Consider the following 15,625-nt stretch of genomic DNA (forward strand, 5'->3'; position numbering starts at 1 on the left):
CCGGCTTTGCACCTTCCCATGCATGCTTGACCCACAAGGAGTCCCAGCCATGACCGTTGCCACGCCACCCTCCGAAGCCCGCCGCATCCACGCCGATGGTGCCGATTTGCACGTGCGTGTGGACGGCGCCGACGGGCCATGGGTGATCCTGACCCACGCCCTGGCCGCCGACCATACCTTGTGGGACACCACCGCCCGCCACCTGGCCGGGCGCTACCGCGTGGTGCGCCCGGACCTGCGCGGCCACGGCGCCAGCGATGCCCCGCTCGGCCCTTACACCATGACGCGGCTGGCCGACGACGTGGTCGCCGTGATGGACGCGCTGCAGATCCCGCAGGCGCATTTCTGCGGCATTTCGGTGGGCGGGATGATCGGGCAGAGCATGGGATTGCGCCATCCGGAGCGGCTGCTGTCGCTGACGCTGGTAGCCACCAACAGCCAGACGCCGATGGAAGCCCACCCGATGTGGCACAACCGCATCGGCCAGGCCGAGGCGCACGGCATGGCGGGCCTGGCCGATGCCACCCTCGGCCGCTGGCTGACGCCGGGCTTCCACGCGTCGCATCCGGACGAAGTGTTGCGCATCCGCAACATGCTGGTGGCGACGCCGGTACGTGGATACGTGGGTGTGGCCGAGGCCATCATGGCTTTTGACCTTGCGGGCGCGCTTTCCCGCATTCATTGTCCTACGCTGGTAGTAGCGGGCGAGCAGGACCAGGGTGCTACCGTGGCAATGGCGCAGAGCATTGCCGCGGCGATTGCGGGGTCCCGGCTCGAGGTAGTGCCGCAAGCGGCGCACCTGGTGCACGTGGAGCAGCCGGAACGCTTTCATGCCGCGCTGGACGCCTTCCTGGGGAGCGCCGCATGCGGGGGCCAGTGCGACGTTCCGTGACAAGCAACACACTGATGTTCCCGGCTCAAGAAACTTGTTGCATTGGCCGATGCCCAATTCATGTAAGGCAGAAAATCGTGGCAACGTGGTGACAGGCACGCAATAACTTGATTTCCCGCCGGTCACCCCAAGTTTGGAGGTAAAGCCGCGGCGCCCCCTCATGGCATTAACTGAGGCAAGAACCACAAGGGCGAGCCGCCCATCCATGACGCCCAGGAGGTGTGCCATGCAAATGATCTACAACAGCGACAACTACTGCATCGTCGAGTTCGGTGCGGATGTCGAGCAAGCGCCGCTTGAGTTCGGGGGCTACGAAATCGTCGACAAGAACCTGAAGCGCGAGATTTTCCTCGGCGGCCACCTGGCCGAGAGCTTCCGCGCGGACGTGAAGCGGTTGATCGAAAGCGAGCCGTCGGTGGAGGAAGTCGATGACTTCCTCGGCAAGTTCGATAACGTAATGACGCATCCGCTGGTGATGCACTGAGGGACTACGCCGGGCCGGTGCACTGAGCCGCTGCGCCGCCCGCCTTCGCGACGAGGATCACGCCCGCTTCGGCGGGCGTTTGCTATTTAGGCCGGGTCACGGCCTCAGTATTGTTCCCACGGCAGCCCGTCATGGCGCCAGCCGTTGAGCGTATTGCGGTGGCGCTGCGCATCGAGGTCGCCCTCGAAGCCATGCAGCACGTACTGGACGTTCGAGAACCCCGCGCCTTCCAGCGCGCGGGCCGCCGCGGACGAGCGGTTGCCGCTGCGGCAGATCAGCAGCACTGGCCGTGCCGAGGCCTGCCCGGCGAGCTTCTTCACCATCTGCACGAAATGCGGGTTGACCTCCCAGTCGGGGCCGTCGTTCCACGGCACGTTGTGCGCGCCCTTCGGATGGCCGACGAACAGGTATTCCATCTCGCTGCGGCAGTCGATGAACAGGGTCTCGGGCGATTGCGCCAGCAAATCGTGGGCATCGGTGGGGGAAAGGTGTTGCATGGTCGGAGGGGAATGCGGCACGGCGAACGGTGACGTTTACGTCTCTCAGTGTAGGCGCCGGAGCGGGCGGCAGGCAACCGAAGGCGGCCGCAAGGCCTTGATACACCTGATAAAATCGCACCTCTTTGGCCGCCATCGGCCACCGCGGCCTACCGTCGAAGCTCCGCCGGCCCCGCCTTTCCAGAGTTCCCCGCCATGAGTGCCCCTGAATCCACCGCGGCCGCGCCGCGCCCCTATACCCGGGCAGCCGTCCTGCCCCGGCTGCTGCAAGAACGCATCCTGATCCTCGATGGCGCCATGGGCACCATGATCCAGCGCTACAAGCTGTCCGAGGCGGACTACCGCGGCACGCGCTTCACGGAACACAAGGTGGACGTCAAGGGCAACAACGAGCTGCTGGTGCTGACACGCCCGCAAGTCATCAGCGAGATCCACGAGCAATACCTGGCCGCCGGCGCCGACCTGATCGAGACCAATACCTTCGGCGCCACGCGCGTGGCGCAGGAAGACTACAAGATGGCCGAGCTGGCGTACGAGATGAATGTCGAGGCCGCGCGCCTGGCACGCGCCGCCTGCGACAAGTACAGCACGCCCGACAAGCTGCGCTTTGTCGCCGGCGCCTTTGGGCCCACCCCCAAGACCGCCAGCATCTCGCCCGACGTGAACGACCCGGGCGCGCGCAACGTGACCTTCGAAGAGCTGCGCGAGTCTTACTACGAGCAGGGCAAGGCTTTGCTCGAAGGCGGTGCCGACGTGTTCCTGGTCGAGACCATCTTCGACACGCTCAATGCCAAGGCCGCGCTGTTCGCCATCGACCAGCTGTTCGAGGACACCGGCGAGCGCGTGCCGGTGATGATTTCGGGCACCGTCACCGATGCCTCGGGCCGCATCCTGTCCGGCCAGACCGTCGAGGCGTTCTGGAACAGCCTGCGCCACGCGCGGCCGGTCACGTTCGGGCTGAACTGCGCGCTCGGCGCGACGCTGATGCGCCCGTATATCGCCGAGCTGGCCAGGATCTGCGACGCCGCGGTGTCGTGCTACCCGAACGCGGGTTTGCCGAACCCGATGAGCGACACGGGCTTCGATGAAACCCCGGAGGTCACCTCGTCGCTGGTGGAAGAGTTCGCCGCCTCCGGGCTGGTGAACCTGGTGGGCGGCTGCTGCGGCACCACCCCCGAGCACATCGCCGCCATCGCCCAGCGCGTGGCCGACAAGAAACCCCGCACCTGGCCCGGCCAGTACCGCGACGCCGCCTGAGCCCGAGAGCCCCAGAACATGAGCGACAACAAACTGCCCCCGCGCCCGATGCGCCTGTCCGGCCTCGAGCCCTTCACCATCGACGACGACACGCTGTTCGTCAACGTCGGCGAACGCACCAACGTGACCGGCTCCAAGGCCTTCGCGCGCATGATCCTGAATGGCCAGTTCGACGAGGCGCTGGCGGTGGCGCGCCAGCAGGTCGAGAACGGCGCGCAGATCATCGACATCAACATGGACGAGGCCATGCTGGACTCGAAGGCCGCCATGGTTCGCTTCCTGAACCTGATCGCCTCCGAGCCCGACATCGCGCGCGTGCCGATCATGCTGGACTCGTCCAAGTGGGAAGTGATCGAGGCGGGCCTGCAGTGCGTGCAGGGCAAGCCGGTGGTGAACTCGATCTCGCTGAAGGAAGGCGAGGAACAGTTCCGCCACCATGCCGAGCTGATCCGCCGCTACGGCGCGGCCAGCGTGGTGATGGCCTTCGACGAGAAGGGCCAGGCCGATACCTTCGCGCGCAAGACCGAGATCTGCAAGCGCAGCTACGACATCCTGGTGAACGAAGTCGGCTTCCCGCCGGAAGACATCATCTTCGACCCGAACATCTTCGCGGTCGCGACCGGCATCGAAGAGCACAACAACTACGCGGTCGACTTCATCGAGGCGACGCGCTGGATCAAGCAGAACCTGCCGTACGCCAAGGTCAGCGGCGGCGTGTCCAACGTGTCGTTCTCGTTCCGCGGCAACGACGTGGTGCGCGAGGCGATCCACACCGTGTTCCTGTACCACGCCATCGGCGCGGGCATGGACATGGGCATCGTCAACGCCGGCCAGCTCGGCGTGTACGACCAGCTCGATCCCGAGCTGCGCGAGCGCGTGGAAGACGTGGTGCTCAACCGCCGCGAAGACTCCACCGATCGCCTGCTGGAGATTGCCGACCGCTTCAAGGGTGGCGGCGCGAAGAAGGAAGAGAACCTGGCCTGGCGCGGCACGCCCGAGCAGCCGGTGCCGGTGGGCGAGCGCCTCGCGCACGCGCTGGTGCACGGCATCACCACCTTTATCGTCGAGGACACCGAGGAAGTCCGCCAGCAGGTCGCCGCGCGTGGCGGCCGCCCGATCGAGGTGATCGAAGGCCCGCTGATGGACGGCATGAACATCGTCGGCGACCTGTTCGGCGCCGGCAAGATGTTCCTGCCGCAGGTGGTCAAGAGCGCGCGCGTGATGAAGCAGGCGGTTGCGCACCTGCTGCCCTTCATCGAGGAAGAGAAGCGCCTGCTGGCCGAGGCCGGCGGCGAGGTCAAGGCGCGCGGCAAGATCGTGATCGCCACGGTCAAGGGCGACGTGCACGACATCGGCAAGAACATCGTGTCGGTGGTGCTCCAGTGCAATAACTTCGAAGTGGTCAACATGGGCGTGATGGTGCCGTGCAACGAGATCCTGGCCAAGGCCAAGGTCGAGGGCGCGGACATCGTCGGCCTGTCCGGGCTGATCACGCCTTCGCTCGAAGAAATGGCCTACGTCGCGTCGGAGATGCAGCGCGACGACTACTTCCGCGTGAAGAAGATCCCGCTGCTGATCGGCGGCGCCACCACCTCGCGCGTGCATACCGCGGTGAAGATCGCACCGAACTACGAAGGCCCGGTGGTCTACGTGCCGGACGCCTCGCGCTCGGTCAGCGTGGCCTCGAGCCTGCTGTCCGACGAAGGCGCGGCGCGCTACCTGGACGAGCTCAAGTCCGACTACGACCGCATCCGCACCCAGCACGCCAACAAGAAGGCCACGCCGATGGTGACGCTGGCGCAGGCGCGCGCCAACAAGACGCCGATCGACTGGAGCACGTATGTGCCGCCGAGGCCCAAGTTCATCGGCCGGCGCGTGTTCCGCAACTATGACCTGGCCGAGCTGGCCCACTACATCGACTGGGGCCCGTTCTTCCAGACCTGGGACCTCGCCGGCAAATTCCCCGACATCCTCAACGACGAGATCGTCGGCGAGTCGGCGCGCAAGGTGTTCTCGGATGGCAAGGCGATGCTGTCGCGCCTGATCCAGGGCCGCTGGCTCACCGCCAACGGCGTGATCGCGCTGCTGCCGGCCAACACCGTCAACGACGACGATATCGAGATCTACACCGACGAGAGCCGCAGCAAGGTGGCGCTGACCTGGCACAACCTGCGCCAGCAGAGCGAGCGCCCGGTGGTGGACGGCGTGCGCCGCCCCAACCGCTGCCTGGCCGACTTCGTCGCGCCGAAGGACAGCGGCATTGCCGACTACGTCGGCATCTTCGCCGTGACCGCGGGCCTGGGCGTCGACAAGAAGGAGGCCCAGTTCGAGGCCGACCACGACGACTACAGCGCGATCATGCTGAAGGCGCTGGCCGACCGCCTGGCCGAGGGCTTCGCCGAATGCCTGCATGAGCGCGTGCGCAAGGACCTGTGGGGCTATGACGCGGCCGAGACGCTGAGCAACGACGAACTGATCGCCGAGAAATACCGTGGCATCCGTCCCGCGCCCGGCTATCCGGCCTGCCCGGAGCACACCGTCAAGGGTCCGATGTTCGAATACCTCGACGCAGCCGAGATCGGCATGGGCATTACCGAGTCGCTGGCGATGACGCCGGCGGCCTCGGTCAGCGGCTTCTACCTCGCGCATCCGGCGTCGACCTACTTCACCATCGGCAAGATCGGCCAGGACCAGCTCGATGACATGGCGGCACGCCGCCACGAAGATCGCGCCGCGGTAGCGCGAGCGCTCGCGCCCAACCTGTAACCGGGTGCGACGCCAGCGCGGCAGCGGCGGTGGCGGCACCCCGCTGCCAGCCCGTTGATGCGTCAGGGAAAAGCGTCGCGCACCGCCCGCAAGCCGTGGCTCAAGCGGCGAGGGCGGCGCCTCACAACTCCTTACAGAGCCTTTCAACTGCTCACAGACCGGCGCAGTGCGGCTCCCTAGACTGAGGGCTCGATACACGCAAACACCAGCGTGATCACCGCGGCGAATGTTTCGCCGTGGGGCATCCTGAAAGGAGTCTGTCCATGAAGAAACTGCTGCTCTCCCTGTCCGCCCTGTCGATCGCCGCTGCTTCCTCGCTGGCCATGGCCCAGGGCACCGGCGTTGGCGTTGGCACCAAAGCCGATGTGGGTGCCTCGGTGACCACGCCCTCGCCCGCTGCGGCGGCGCAGGGTGGCCTGAATGCCGTCGGCAGCGCCACGACAGGTGCCGCGGGCGCGGCCGAGAAGGGCCTGTCGACCGCCGGCGCGGCGACCGACAAGGGCCTGTCGGCAGCGGGCACGGCGGCTGACAAGGGCCTGTCGACCGCAGGCGCGGCAGTCGACAAGGGCGCCGGCACTGCTGCCGACGCCACCGGCTCGGCCAAGGCAGACGCCGGCAGCAAGGCCAGGCACGGCAAGCACGCCGCCAAGTCGACCAAGAAATCGAAGGCCGACGCCAGCGTGGACGTGAGCGCGGGGGCCGAAGCCGGCGCCAAGGCCCAGTAAGCACCGGGCAGTCGCTTGCAGTACTAGCCACAGCCACTGCGGGTGGCGGCCGCGCCGGGCTCCCTCCAGGGACGTTCATGGGCCTGACGCGCCGCAGCAAAGCGGGACGGATCTGATCCGTCCCGCTTTGCTTTTGTGGGTCGCAATCCGCGCCGAAGCGGGCCCGCCGCCACGCCGCATTGTCAGCCTGACACCGACAGCCCGCGCCCGCGCCCGGCACTACAATGACAACATCGCAAGCGGTTCCGCCTGCACCCGCCGTGCACCGGGCCGAAGTGCCGGTCCGTTAAACCCGTGGAGCCCCACATGATCCGCGTCCTGATCGCCGACGACCACGAGATTGTGCGTGCCGGGCTGCGTCAGTTTATTTCCGAAGAACCCGATATCCAGGTGACCGGCGAGGCCGGCAGTGGCGATGAAGTCATGGCGCAGCTGCGCGATGCCGACTTCGACGTGCTGGTGCTGGACATCTCCATGCCGGACCGCAACGGCATCGACGTGCTCAAGCTGATCCGGCAGCGCAAGCCCGATTTGCCGGTACTGATCCTGTCGACGTATCCGGAAGACCAGTACGCTATCAACCTGATCCGTGCTGGCGCGTCCGGCTACCTGACCAAGGAAAGCGCCCCCGACGACCTCGTCAAGGCGATCCGCACGGTGGCACAGGGCCGCCGCTACGTGAGCGCAACCGTGGCCGACCTGCTGATCGGCGGGCTCGACAAGCCGACCGAGCAGCCGGTGCACCAGATGCTGTCCGAGCGCGAATTCCAGATCTTCTGCAAGCTGTCGCGCGGGCAGTCGGTGTCGGTGATCGCCGACGAGCTGTTCCTCAGCGTCAAGACCGTCAGCACTTACCGTTCGCGCATCCTGGAGAAAATGGGCATGAAGACCAACGCCGACCTGACTTACTACGCGATCAAGAACGGCCTGGTGGAATAGCAGTTCAATTGCGGCCCCCGCGGGCCGCCCCGGAAGGGACCGCAATACACAATATGTCGGAGCAGGATTCGAACACTTCCTACCGGGCGCTCAACGTGCTGCTGATTGAAGATTCGGCGGTCCTGCGTGGCATGCTGCTCGAATACCTGAAGGATTTCCCGTTCGTCGAGAACGTTGACTGGGCCGACACCGAAGCCATGGCGTTGCGCCTGCTTGGCGCCGGCAAGTACGACGTGGCGATCGTCGACCTGCAGCTGCGCCAGGGCAATGGCATCAATGTGCTGCGCGCCATGCAGCGCGACGACAACGGCACGGTCCGCATCGTCTATACCAACCATGCCCAGCTCGAGATGTACCGGCGCCAGTGCGCCGAGGCGGGCGCCGACTACTTCTTCGACAAATCCCTGGAGCTGGAGCAGGTGTTTCGCGTGATCGAGGAACACGCCGGGCCCCAGCCATGACGACAGCGCGACGCTGACGCGTCCGCGCCGATTCCGTGGCCCCATCAGGCGCGTGCCGGCTCCGGGCTCTCGGGGCTCTCGGGGCTCTCGGGGCTCTCCGGGCTCTCCGGCTCTTCCGCCGGCGCCAGCACTGACGCCGTCAGCGGTACCTCGATCCGGATCCGCACCCCGGCATCCGGCGACGAATCGATCTGCATGCTGCCGCCGAGCGCGGTGACACGCTGCTCCATCCCCAGCAGGCCGTGGTGGCCGGCGGTGCTGCCGGGGTCGAAGTCCGGCGGCAGGCCCTTGCCGTCGTCGCGCACGGTCAGCGTCAACAGTTCACCCTGGCACGCCAGCGACACGTCGACGTGCCTGGCCTCCGAGTACTTGCTGGCATTGGTCAGCGATTCCTGCACGATCCGGTACAGCGCGATCGCGGCTTCGTCGCGCAGCGCCGGCAGGTCTTCGGGCACGCTGACCTGGGTGCCCCAGTTGTTGCGCGCGCCGACTTCCTCGACAAGCTGGCACACCGCCGCGCGCAGCCCCAGGTTGAGCAGCACGGTGGGACGCAGGTCTTCGATCAGGCGGCGCTTGATCTGGATGCCCTGGTCCACGTGCAGCATCACGCGCGTCAGGCGCTCGGCCGCCAGGGGCTGGTCCGCCTGGACCTTGCGCCGCACCCAATGCAGGTCCAGCTTGATCGCGGTCAGGATCGCGCCCAGTTCGTCATGCAGTTCGCGCGCGAGCCGCGTCTTCTCGTCTTCGGTCACGCGCTGCAGGTGGGCCGCCAGGGCCGACAGCTGGCGCGTGCGCGCGCGCACCTTGCGGTCCAGCCGCACGCTTTCCTCTTCCAGCTGCGAGCGCACCGCCTCGGCCATCGACAGCCGCTTGGCGTGGCCGATGCCGACGGCCATCAGCAGGATGATGTTGATGGCGGTGAGCAGGCCGATGCCGTAACGCGACAGCTGCACGTCGTTCTCGGCGCCTTCGAGCCGGTGCGAGACCGCGCCGGCCTCGCGCGCCTGCAGCTGGTCGAGCCCGCGGCGCGCGTTGTCCATGGTCTGCTTGCCGTAGTCGGTGCGGATCAGGTCCAGCGCCACTTCCAGGTCGCGCTTGCCATACACCAGGGTCAGCGCCATTTCGTTTAGCTTGCTGTTGACCAGCTTGGAGGTGTCGCCGAACTGCTTCAGGCCCTCGGGGTCATTGGCGTAGCCGGCGCGGATCTGCGCCATCAGTTCGGCAATGCGGGGCAGCGCCTTGTAGTAGGGCTCCAGGTAGCTTTCCTTGCCAGTCAGCAGGAAGCCGCGCTGGCCGGCCTCCGCATTAACCAGCTCGCCGTTGAGCGCGGCCAGCTCGGTCTGCAGGCGCTGCGAGCGGATCACGTCGGTATAGCTTTCGCGCAGGCGGATATTGCCGGTCTCCGACGCCACCAGCACTGCCAGGGTCAGCAGGATGCCGCCCGCGAGCAACAGCGTGTGAGGTAGAAATGACTGCTTGAACATGGGGCAATTCCTATCGTGAAGGCGCGCTCGCCCGCCGCGGCGCCAGGGAGCGCCCATGGAATCACATCGATCGCCATGGGTCAACCCGAAGCCGGCAATCGGGTCCCCTTGGCGCCCGTACAGCTTCCGGCGCGCGCGCAATGCGCGCGCCGGCGTGGCGCCGGACCGGTGTTGTAGGACTCGGCTGACAGCGGAATCGGCTGCCTGTCGGTATTGGCACGAAGCGTGGCTTTCTACGATGAGGCTATGAGCTTGCACCCGTTGGCGCAAGCCCTCACATGGGCCCAGCCAGTGCGCCTGGCCTGGTCCGAAATCTTCGGGAGCCTAGCCATGCTGCAATATGCACTCGTATTTTTCGTCATCGCCCTGATCGCCGCGATCTTCGGCTTCGGCGGGATTGCCGCCGGTGCCGTCGAAATCGCCAAGATCCTGTTCTTTATCTTCCTGGTCGTGGCGCTGGTCGCCGCGGTGATGGGCCTCGTCCGCAGGGGACGATGAATCCGGCGCAAGCCGTCTTCACCCCCTCGCCGACCGAACCTGAGGAGACCGTATGCTGACGCAGAACCCGAAAGTCCGGAAGGAACTGAACCACCTGTCCGACAGTGCCGACAGTGCGATTCGCCATATCAAGCACGCTGCGCGCGACACGCGCGAGGCGACGGCGCCGCTGTCGAGCGAAGTCAAATCGCTGATTTCGCAGCTCGAGCACACCATCCAGGTGCTGGCGCGCGAGGGCTCTGCCGAGAGCCTGCAAGCCGGCCAGCGCCTGCGTGAACGCGCCAGCGACATGGCGCACCGCCTGCGCGCCCAGACCACTGACGGCATGATGCGCGCGCGCGAGCGCGTGGATGGCGCGGTGGTGCAGGCCCAGCACCGCGTGGCCGAGTCCCCGTTGAAGGCGGTCGCGCTCGCCGCGGCGGTCGGCGCGGTGATTGGGCTGCTGCTGGCTAGTGGCCGGCACAATGCCGATGAGGAATAGCAGCGCGGGCTAGAACCCAGGCCCTGCTACGCACCGCCTGGCTTGCCAGGCGGCTGCACCAGAATTCCCCCCTTTCCGGAACCCTCGTCCGGAAGCCCGGCCCCGGTTGCGGTGCCGGGTGTTTTTTATCCGCCAGCGCTCGACCGGCGCGCCGCCTCGCGCGGCGCCCGGCCGGGACGGCTTACACCCCCCACAGCACATTGGCCCCTTCGCGCTGCGAAGCGCGCAGCATGTCGAGGAACGGATAGGCCCGCTGGCCCAGATGCAGCGGTTCTTCCTCTTGCTCGTCGGCGTCGGGGCGGGCCTCGACGGCGGCGTCGGCCGGATGCGCGCGGCGCGCATCGGCCACGGCCGCTTCGAGCCTGTGGATCGCGTGCGGCAGTTCTTCGACGGTGATCACCCCCCGTTCCCCGAGATGCTTGCCGATGATGCCCAGCAGCGTCACGGCCAGATCCTTCATCATGATCAGGTCCTGCGCGGCATGGGATTTGAAGGTGATCAGCATGATGGTTTTTCCTTTCACGGAGATGCGGTGGGCGGCGTCCCCGGGGCGGGATGCCGCGCCGGTGCGGGCACGGTGTGGGGCGGCTGCCGGGCCGGATTGTGGTCCGTGGCCGTCCCTGGGCATGATGTCAGCATAGCACCTGATAAAATTGCGCGTTCCCGATTCCCATGCCTGTCACGCGGCGCGGCGTTGATCCGCCGTCACTTGCCGTATTCCAGGCACCCGGCGCGGCCCGCAGGGACCGCGCCTGAATACCAGCCCACAGGGCTTCCGACATCCATGCTGCCTGTTCAGACCTCCAATCTTGCCGCCGCGTTCACCGATGCCGTGCGCGCGCTCGCCCCGGCCGATGCCGCCTTGCCCGCCGTCACCTTCGAGCGGCCCAAGGCGGCCGCCCATGGCGACCTGGCCTGCAATGTCGCCATGCAGGCCGCGCGCGCGCTCAAGAGCAATCCGCGCGAGCTGGCGCAGCGCATTGTCGCCGCGGTCGAGGCCGATGCGCGCGCGCAAGGCCTGGTCGCGGCCATGGAGATCGCCGGCCCCGGCTTTATCAACCTGCGCCTGACCCCGGCCGCCAAGGCCGACGTGCTGCGCGCGGTGCTGGCCGAGGGCGACCACTACGGCGCGCGTGAGCGCGGCGTGCACGGCCAGGTGCTGGTGGAATTCGTCTCGGCCAACCCGACCGGTCCGCTGCACGTCGGCCACGGCCGCCAGGCGGCGCTGGGCGACGCGCTCGCCAACCTGCTGTCGTGGCAGGGCTGGCACGTGCACCGCGAGTTCTACTACAACGACGCCGGCGTGCAGATCCAGACCCTGGCACTGTCGGTGCAGGCGCGCGCGCGCGGCCTGAAGCCGGGCGATGCCAGCTGGCCCGAGGCCGCCTACAACGGCGACTACATCGCCGATATCGCCGCCGACTTCCTCGCCGGCAAGACCGTCAGCGCTTCGGACGGCGAGCCGGTAACCGCGTCGGGCAACGTCGAAGACATCGACTCGATCCGCAAGTTCGCCGTGACCTACCTGCGCAACGAGCAGGACATCGACCTGCAGGCCTTCGGCGTCAAGTTCGACCGCTATTACCTGGAGTCGTCGCTGTACAGCGACGGCCGCGTCGACGCCGCGGTGCAGTCGCTGATCGGGAAGGGCAAGACCTACGAGAGCGAGGGCGCGCTGTGGCTGCGCACCACCGACGACGGCGACGACAAGGACCGCGTGATGAAGAAGAGCGACGGCACCTATACGTACTTCGTGCCGGACGTGGCCTACCACACCACCAAGTGGGAGCGCGGCTTCACCAAGGTCATCAACGTGCAGGGCAGCGACCACCACGGCACCATCGCGCGCGTGCGCGCCGGCCTGCAGGGCCTGGACATGGGCATCCCGCAAGGCTACCCCGACTACGTGCTGCACAAGATGGTGACCGTGATGAAGAACGGCGAGGAGGTCAAGATCTCCAAGCGCGCCGGCTCCTATGTCACCGTGCGCGACCTGATCGAATGGTCCAACGGCGGCGATGAAACCATCCGAGCCTGCCTGGACGCCGGCGTCGCCGACTGGCCCGCGCACTTCACCCGCGGCCGCGACGCGGTGCGCTTCTTCCTGCTGTCGCGCAAGGCCGATACGGAATTCGTGTTCGACGTCGACCTGGCACTGAAGCAGAACGACGAGAACCCGGTGTACTACGTCCAGTACGCCCATGCCCGCATCTGCTCGATCTTCGAGTCGTGGGGCGGCGCGGACTGGGAAGCCCGGCTGGCCGAGCTGGCCGGCGCCGACCTGTCGGCCGTGACCGGCGCCGAAGCCAGCGCGCAGGCGCAGGCGCTGGGGCGCCGCCTGGCCGAGTTCCCGGACATGCTGTCGGCCGCCGCGGCCGAACTGGCGCCGCACGCGGTGGCGTTCTACCTGCGCGACCTGGCCGGCGACTTCCACGCCTTCTACAATGCCGACCGCGTGCTGGTCGACGACGAAGCCGTCAAGCGCGCGCGCCTGGCGTTGCTGGCGGCCACGCGCCAGGTGCTGCGCAACGGCCTGGCGGTGATCGGGGTGTCCGCCCCGTGTCGCATGTAAGCAGGCTGCCGGCGCCCAGTCCGGGCCGCCGGGCGACGCACGGGGCCAGCTGGCCCCGGGGACGGTCCGGTGCGGCCGGCGGCGGCACTGGCTCTATAATCCCGGCAACACCGAAGAGGACTTCATGCAACAGCAACGCAAGCGCGCTTCGCGCAATGTTCGCCGCAGCCAGCAACGCGGCGGTACGTTCCTGGGCCTGGTGCTCGGGCTGATCGTCGGGCTGGCCATCGCCGTGGTGGTCGCCCTGTACATCACCAAGTCGCCGACCCCGTTCCAGCAGAAGAACGCCCCGCGTCCCAGCGAGCCCGGCAACGTCACCAGCCAGCTGCCGGCCCCGGCGCAGCGCGCCGACGAGGGGCCGAGCGATCCGAACAAGCCGCTGTGGAGCAAGACCCCGGCCAAGCCGGTAGGCCCGGCGCCGGAGCCGGAGTCCCGGCAGAACGGCCAGCCGCCGGTGGCGGCCACCCGCCCGGCGGAGAAGCCGCTGGACCGTCCGGTGGAAAAGCCCGTGGAAAAGCCGGCTGACAAGCCGCTCGCCAGCAAGCCGGCCGAAAAGCCGGTGTCCGACCCGATTGCCGAGATCGCCCAGGCCGACGCCAACAAGGTGGGCTACCTGCTGCAGGTGGGCGCGTTCCGCTCGTCGGACGACGCCGACCGCCAGAAGGCTAACCTGGCGATGCAGGGCTTCGAGGCCCGCATCACCGAGCGTGATGTCAACGGGGTCAAGATGTACCGGGTGCGCCTGGGGCCGTTCAACCGCATCGAAGACATGAACAAGGCACGCGACCGGCTGCAGTCGTCCGGCTTCGAGGCCTCGGTGATCCGCTTTACCAAGCAGTAGGCGAGCCGCTTAATTTCCGGTGACCGCCGCAACACCGCAGCAACACGTTCCCGCCAGACGCGGCGGGCACCTTGATGAACCGGGTGCCGCCGCCGCTGTCATACGCTCATCGTCCAAACCGCAAGGCCGTTCCAAGATGAAAAAACTCGCCGCACTGTTCGCCATGTTTGCCGCCGTGGGCGGCCTGCTGATGTCCGCCCCGTCCCAGGCGGCACCCACCGAAGGCAAGGAGTACCAGGTCCTGAAGACGCCCCAGCCGGTCGCGGCGGGCAAGATCGAGGTAACCGAGTTCTTCTGGTATGGCTGCCCGCACTGCTACGACTTCGAGCCGGACCTGGAGGCCTGGGTCAAGAAGCAGGGCGGCAATGTGGTGTTCAAGCGCGTGCCGGTCGCCTTCCGCGACGACCTGCTGCCGCACACCAAGATCTTCTACGCGCTGGAAGCCATCGGCAAGCTTGACGCCATGCACACCAAGGTCTTCAACGCGATCCACGTCGACCGCAAGCGCCTGACCGACCCCAACGAGATCGCCGATTTCATGGCCAAGAACGGCGTCGACCGCAAGGCCTTCCTGGACGCGTACAACTCGTTCACGGTGACGACCAATTCGCAGCGCGCCAACAAGATCGCCGACGCCTACAAGGTCGACGGCGTGCCGACCGTGGTGGTGCAGGGCAAGTACGTGACCTCGCCGTCGATTGCCGGTAACAAGCAGGGCGCGGTGCAGACCATGGATTACCTGGTGGAGCAGATCAAGGCGAAGAAGCTTTGATTGGCTGAGGGTTTGCTCCCCTCTCCCGCTTGCGGGAGAGGGAGTCCCCAGGCGGGGATATCAAAGACCTGTAGTTCGCCAAACGGCTGGTATCCTGTACCAGCCGTTTTTCATTTCCCACTGCCTTCGCCTTCATGCGCCCCCTCAAAGTCTTCCTCACCGGTGCCTCCAGCGGCCTGGGCCAGGCGCTCGCGCGCGAATATGCCGCGCAGGGCGCCATCCTCGGCCTGGTGGCGCGGCGCGAGGGCGCGCTGCGCGAGTTCGTGGCAACGTTGCCCAACCCGGGCGCGGTGCGGCTCTATGGCGCCGATGTGCGCGATGCCGAGGCGATGGCGCGCGCAGCGGAGGACTTTCTCGGCCATTTCGGCTGCCCCGATGTGGTGATCGCCAATGCCGGCGTCTCGGTCGGCACGGTGGCCAGCGAGCGCGAGGACCTGGACGCGTTCCGCCAGGTCATGGACACCAACTGGTTCGGCGTGCTGACCACCTTCCAGCCCTTCCTGCATGCGATGCAGGCGCGCGAACCCGGCCATTTCGGCCGGCGCGGCACGCTGGTGGGGATTGCCAGCGTCGCCGGCGTGCGCGGGCTGCCGGGCGCGGGGGCCTACAGCGCCTCCAAGTCGGCGGTGATCAAGCTGCTGGAAAGCCTGCGGCTGGAGCAGCGCCGGCACGGCATCCGCGTGGTCACGATCACGCCGGGCTATATCCGCACGCCGATGACCGCGCACAACCCGTACCGCATGCCGTTCCTGACCGATGCCGACGTCTTCGCGCGCAAGGCCGTGCGCGTGATCGCGGCGGGCCGGCGCTTCCGCGTGATCCCATGGCCGATGGGCGTGGTGGCGGCGCTGCTGCACGTGATGCCGCGCTGGCTGTACGACGCGCTTGCCGCGGGCGCGCCGCGCAAGCCGCGCCGGGCCGACCCGCGCAGTGCAGAGCCGCCCCTGGAGCCCTGA

General features: G+C 67.3%; 16 protein-coding genes. 13 read left to right on the plus strand and 3 right to left on the minus strand.

Features of this window, described 5'->3' with window-relative positions; genetic code table 11:
- Positions 1-49: 49 nt before the first annotated feature.
- Both pcaD and ACOCMH_RS17370 read left to right on the plus strand, forming a co-directional pair.
- Positions 50-892 (plus strand): 3-oxoadipate enol-lactonase, encoded by an 843-nt coding sequence (pcaD, locus tag ACOCMH_RS17365; protein WP_427312256.1) that lies wholly within the window; start codon positions 50-52, stop codon positions 890-892.
- Positions 893-1,118: 226 nt separating this feature from the next.
- Complete coding sequence (locus ACOCMH_RS17370) at positions 1,119-1,376, plus strand: BTH_I0359 family protein (RefSeq protein WP_116322369.1); 258 nt, start codon at positions 1,119-1,121, stop codon at positions 1,374-1,376.
- Positions 1,377-1,480: 104 nt separating this feature from the next.
- On the opposite strand, the gene ACOCMH_RS17375 is transcribed toward ACOCMH_RS17370, so the two are convergent.
- A complete protein-coding gene (locus ACOCMH_RS17375; RefSeq protein WP_427312257.1) occupies positions 1,481-1,873 on the minus strand; it encodes a rhodanese-like domain-containing protein in 393 nt (130 codons plus the stop codon).
- A gap of 195 nt (positions 1,874-2,068) precedes the next feature.
- On the opposite strand from ACOCMH_RS17375, the gene ACOCMH_RS17380 reads away from it, so the two are divergent.
- The 5 genes from ACOCMH_RS17380 to ACOCMH_RS17400 all read left to right on the plus strand — a co-directional run bounded on the left by ACOCMH_RS17380 (position 2,069) and on the right by ACOCMH_RS17400 (position 8,021).
- The gene (locus ACOCMH_RS17380; RefSeq protein ID WP_427312258.1) at positions 2,069-3,130 is read left to right on the plus strand and encodes a homocysteine S-methyltransferase family protein; all 1,062 of its coding nucleotides are present in this window, start codon (positions 2,069-2,071) and stop codon (positions 3,128-3,130) included.
- Positions 3,131-3,148: 18 nt separating this feature from the next.
- Positions 3,149-5,896 carry a methionine synthase gene (gene metH / locus ACOCMH_RS17385; protein ID WP_427312259.1) on the plus strand — a complete coding sequence of 916 codons (2,748 nt, stop codon included), beginning with the start codon at positions 3,149-3,151 and terminating at the stop codon, positions 5,894-5,896.
- Positions 5,897-6,159: 263 nt separating this feature from the next.
- Positions 6,160-6,621 carry a hypothetical protein gene (locus tag ACOCMH_RS17390; protein WP_427312260.1) on the plus strand — a complete coding sequence of 154 codons (462 nt, stop codon included), beginning with the start codon at positions 6,160-6,162 and terminating at the stop codon, positions 6,619-6,621.
- Positions 6,622-6,927: 306 nt separating this feature from the next.
- A complete protein-coding gene (locus tag ACOCMH_RS17395; protein WP_427312261.1) occupies positions 6,928-7,560 on the plus strand; it encodes a response regulator in 633 nt (210 codons plus the stop codon).
- Positions 7,561-7,613: 53 nt separating this feature from the next.
- Positions 7,614-8,021 carry a response regulator gene (locus ACOCMH_RS17400; protein ID WP_171516631.1) on the plus strand — a complete coding sequence of 136 codons (408 nt, stop codon included), beginning with the start codon at positions 7,614-7,616 and terminating at the stop codon, positions 8,019-8,021.
- A 44-nt stretch (positions 8,022-8,065) separates the two neighbouring features.
- Here ACOCMH_RS17400 and ACOCMH_RS17405 read toward each other — a convergent pair whose 3' ends face one another.
- Complete coding sequence (locus ACOCMH_RS17405) at positions 8,066-9,505, minus strand: CHASE3 domain-containing protein (protein ID WP_427312262.1); 1,440 nt, start codon at positions 9,503-9,505, stop codon at positions 8,066-8,068.
- A gap of 330 nt (positions 9,506-9,835) precedes the next feature.
- Between ACOCMH_RS17405 and ACOCMH_RS17410 the strand changes: the two genes are divergently transcribed.
- Entirely contained in the window at positions 9,836-10,003 is a 168-nt protein-coding gene (locus ACOCMH_RS17410; RefSeq protein WP_010812883.1) for a DUF1328 domain-containing protein, read from the plus strand.
- Between the two features lie 52 nt (positions 10,004-10,055).
- The gene (locus ACOCMH_RS17415; protein WP_427312263.1) at positions 10,056-10,484 is read left to right on the plus strand and encodes a DUF883 family protein; all 429 of its coding nucleotides are present in this window, start codon (positions 10,056-10,058) and stop codon (positions 10,482-10,484) included.
- 181 nt (positions 10,485-10,665) lie between these two features.
- Here ACOCMH_RS17415 and ACOCMH_RS17420 read toward each other — a convergent pair whose 3' ends face one another.
- Positions 10,666-10,989 carry a DUF1840 domain-containing protein gene (locus tag ACOCMH_RS17420; protein WP_171516634.1) on the minus strand — a complete coding sequence of 108 codons (324 nt, stop codon included), beginning with the start codon at positions 10,987-10,989 and terminating at the stop codon, positions 10,666-10,668.
- Between the two features lie 279 nt (positions 10,990-11,268).
- Here ACOCMH_RS17420 and argS point away from each other — a divergent pair, with 279 nt between their 5' ends.
- The 4 genes from argS to ACOCMH_RS17440 all read left to right on the plus strand — a co-directional run bounded on the left by argS (position 11,269) and on the right by ACOCMH_RS17440 (position 15,625).
- Complete coding sequence (gene argS, locus ACOCMH_RS17425; protein WP_427312264.1) at positions 11,269-13,056, plus strand: arginine--tRNA ligase; 1,788 nt, start codon at positions 11,269-11,271, stop codon at positions 13,054-13,056.
- A gap of 124 nt (positions 13,057-13,180) precedes the next feature.
- Positions 13,181-13,897, plus strand: coding sequence for an SPOR domain-containing protein (locus ACOCMH_RS17430; RefSeq protein WP_427312265.1), 717 nt, complete (start codon positions 13,181-13,183; stop codon positions 13,895-13,897).
- Between the two features lie 136 nt (positions 13,898-14,033).
- Positions 14,034-14,669, plus strand: coding sequence for a thiol:disulfide interchange protein DsbA/DsbL (locus ACOCMH_RS17435; RefSeq protein ID WP_427312266.1), 636 nt, complete (start codon positions 14,034-14,036; stop codon positions 14,667-14,669).
- A gap of 134 nt (positions 14,670-14,803) precedes the next feature.
- The gene (locus ACOCMH_RS17440) at positions 14,804-15,625 is read left to right on the plus strand and encodes an SDR family oxidoreductase (protein ID WP_427312267.1); all 822 of its coding nucleotides are present in this window, start codon (positions 14,804-14,806) and stop codon (positions 15,623-15,625) included.

Origin of the sequence: Cupriavidus sp. H39 (assembly GCF_050271075.1) — a bacterium.
Classification (GTDB): Bacteria; Pseudomonadota; Gammaproteobacteria; order Burkholderiales; family Burkholderiaceae; genus Cupriavidus; species Cupriavidus necator_B.

Coding starts and splice junctions, on each gene's coding strand:
- pcaD (WP_427312256.1), top strand. CDS start 50: ATGACCGTTGCCACGCCACCCTCCGAAGCCCGCCGCATCCACGCCGAT.
- ACOCMH_RS17370 (WP_116322369.1), top strand. CDS start 1,119: ATGCAAATGATCTACAACAGCGACAACTACTGCATCGTCGAGTTCGGT.
- ACOCMH_RS17375 (WP_427312257.1), bottom strand. CDS start 1,873: ATGCAACACCTTTCCCCCACCGATGCCCACGATTTGCTGGCGCAATCG.
- ACOCMH_RS17380 (WP_427312258.1), top strand. CDS start 2,069: ATGAGTGCCCCTGAATCCACCGCGGCCGCGCCGCGCCCCTATACCCGG.
- metH (WP_427312259.1), top strand. CDS start 3,149: ATGAGCGACAACAAACTGCCCCCGCGCCCGATGCGCCTGTCCGGCCTC.
- ACOCMH_RS17390 (WP_427312260.1), top strand. CDS start 6,160: ATGAAGAAACTGCTGCTCTCCCTGTCCGCCCTGTCGATCGCCGCTGCT.
- ACOCMH_RS17395 (WP_427312261.1), top strand. CDS start 6,928: ATGATCCGCGTCCTGATCGCCGACGACCACGAGATTGTGCGTGCCGGG.
- ACOCMH_RS17400 (WP_171516631.1), top strand. CDS start 7,614: ATGTCGGAGCAGGATTCGAACACTTCCTACCGGGCGCTCAACGTGCTG.
- ACOCMH_RS17405 (WP_427312262.1), bottom strand. CDS start 9,505: ATGTTCAAGCAGTCATTTCTACCTCACACGCTGTTGCTCGCGGGCGGC.
- ACOCMH_RS17410 (WP_010812883.1), top strand. CDS start 9,836: ATGCTGCAATATGCACTCGTATTTTTCGTCATCGCCCTGATCGCCGCG.
- ACOCMH_RS17415 (WP_427312263.1), top strand. CDS start 10,056: ATGCTGACGCAGAACCCGAAAGTCCGGAAGGAACTGAACCACCTGTCC.
- ACOCMH_RS17420 (WP_171516634.1), bottom strand. CDS start 10,989: ATGCTGATCACCTTCAAATCCCATGCCGCGCAGGACCTGATCATGATG.
- argS (WP_427312264.1), top strand. CDS start 11,269: ATGCTGCCTGTTCAGACCTCCAATCTTGCCGCCGCGTTCACCGATGCC.
- ACOCMH_RS17430 (WP_427312265.1), top strand. CDS start 13,181: ATGCAACAGCAACGCAAGCGCGCTTCGCGCAATGTTCGCCGCAGCCAG.
- ACOCMH_RS17435 (WP_427312266.1), top strand. CDS start 14,034: ATGAAAAAACTCGCCGCACTGTTCGCCATGTTTGCCGCCGTGGGCGGC.
- ACOCMH_RS17440 (WP_427312267.1), top strand. CDS start 14,804: ATGCGCCCCCTCAAAGTCTTCCTCACCGGTGCCTCCAGCGGCCTGGGC.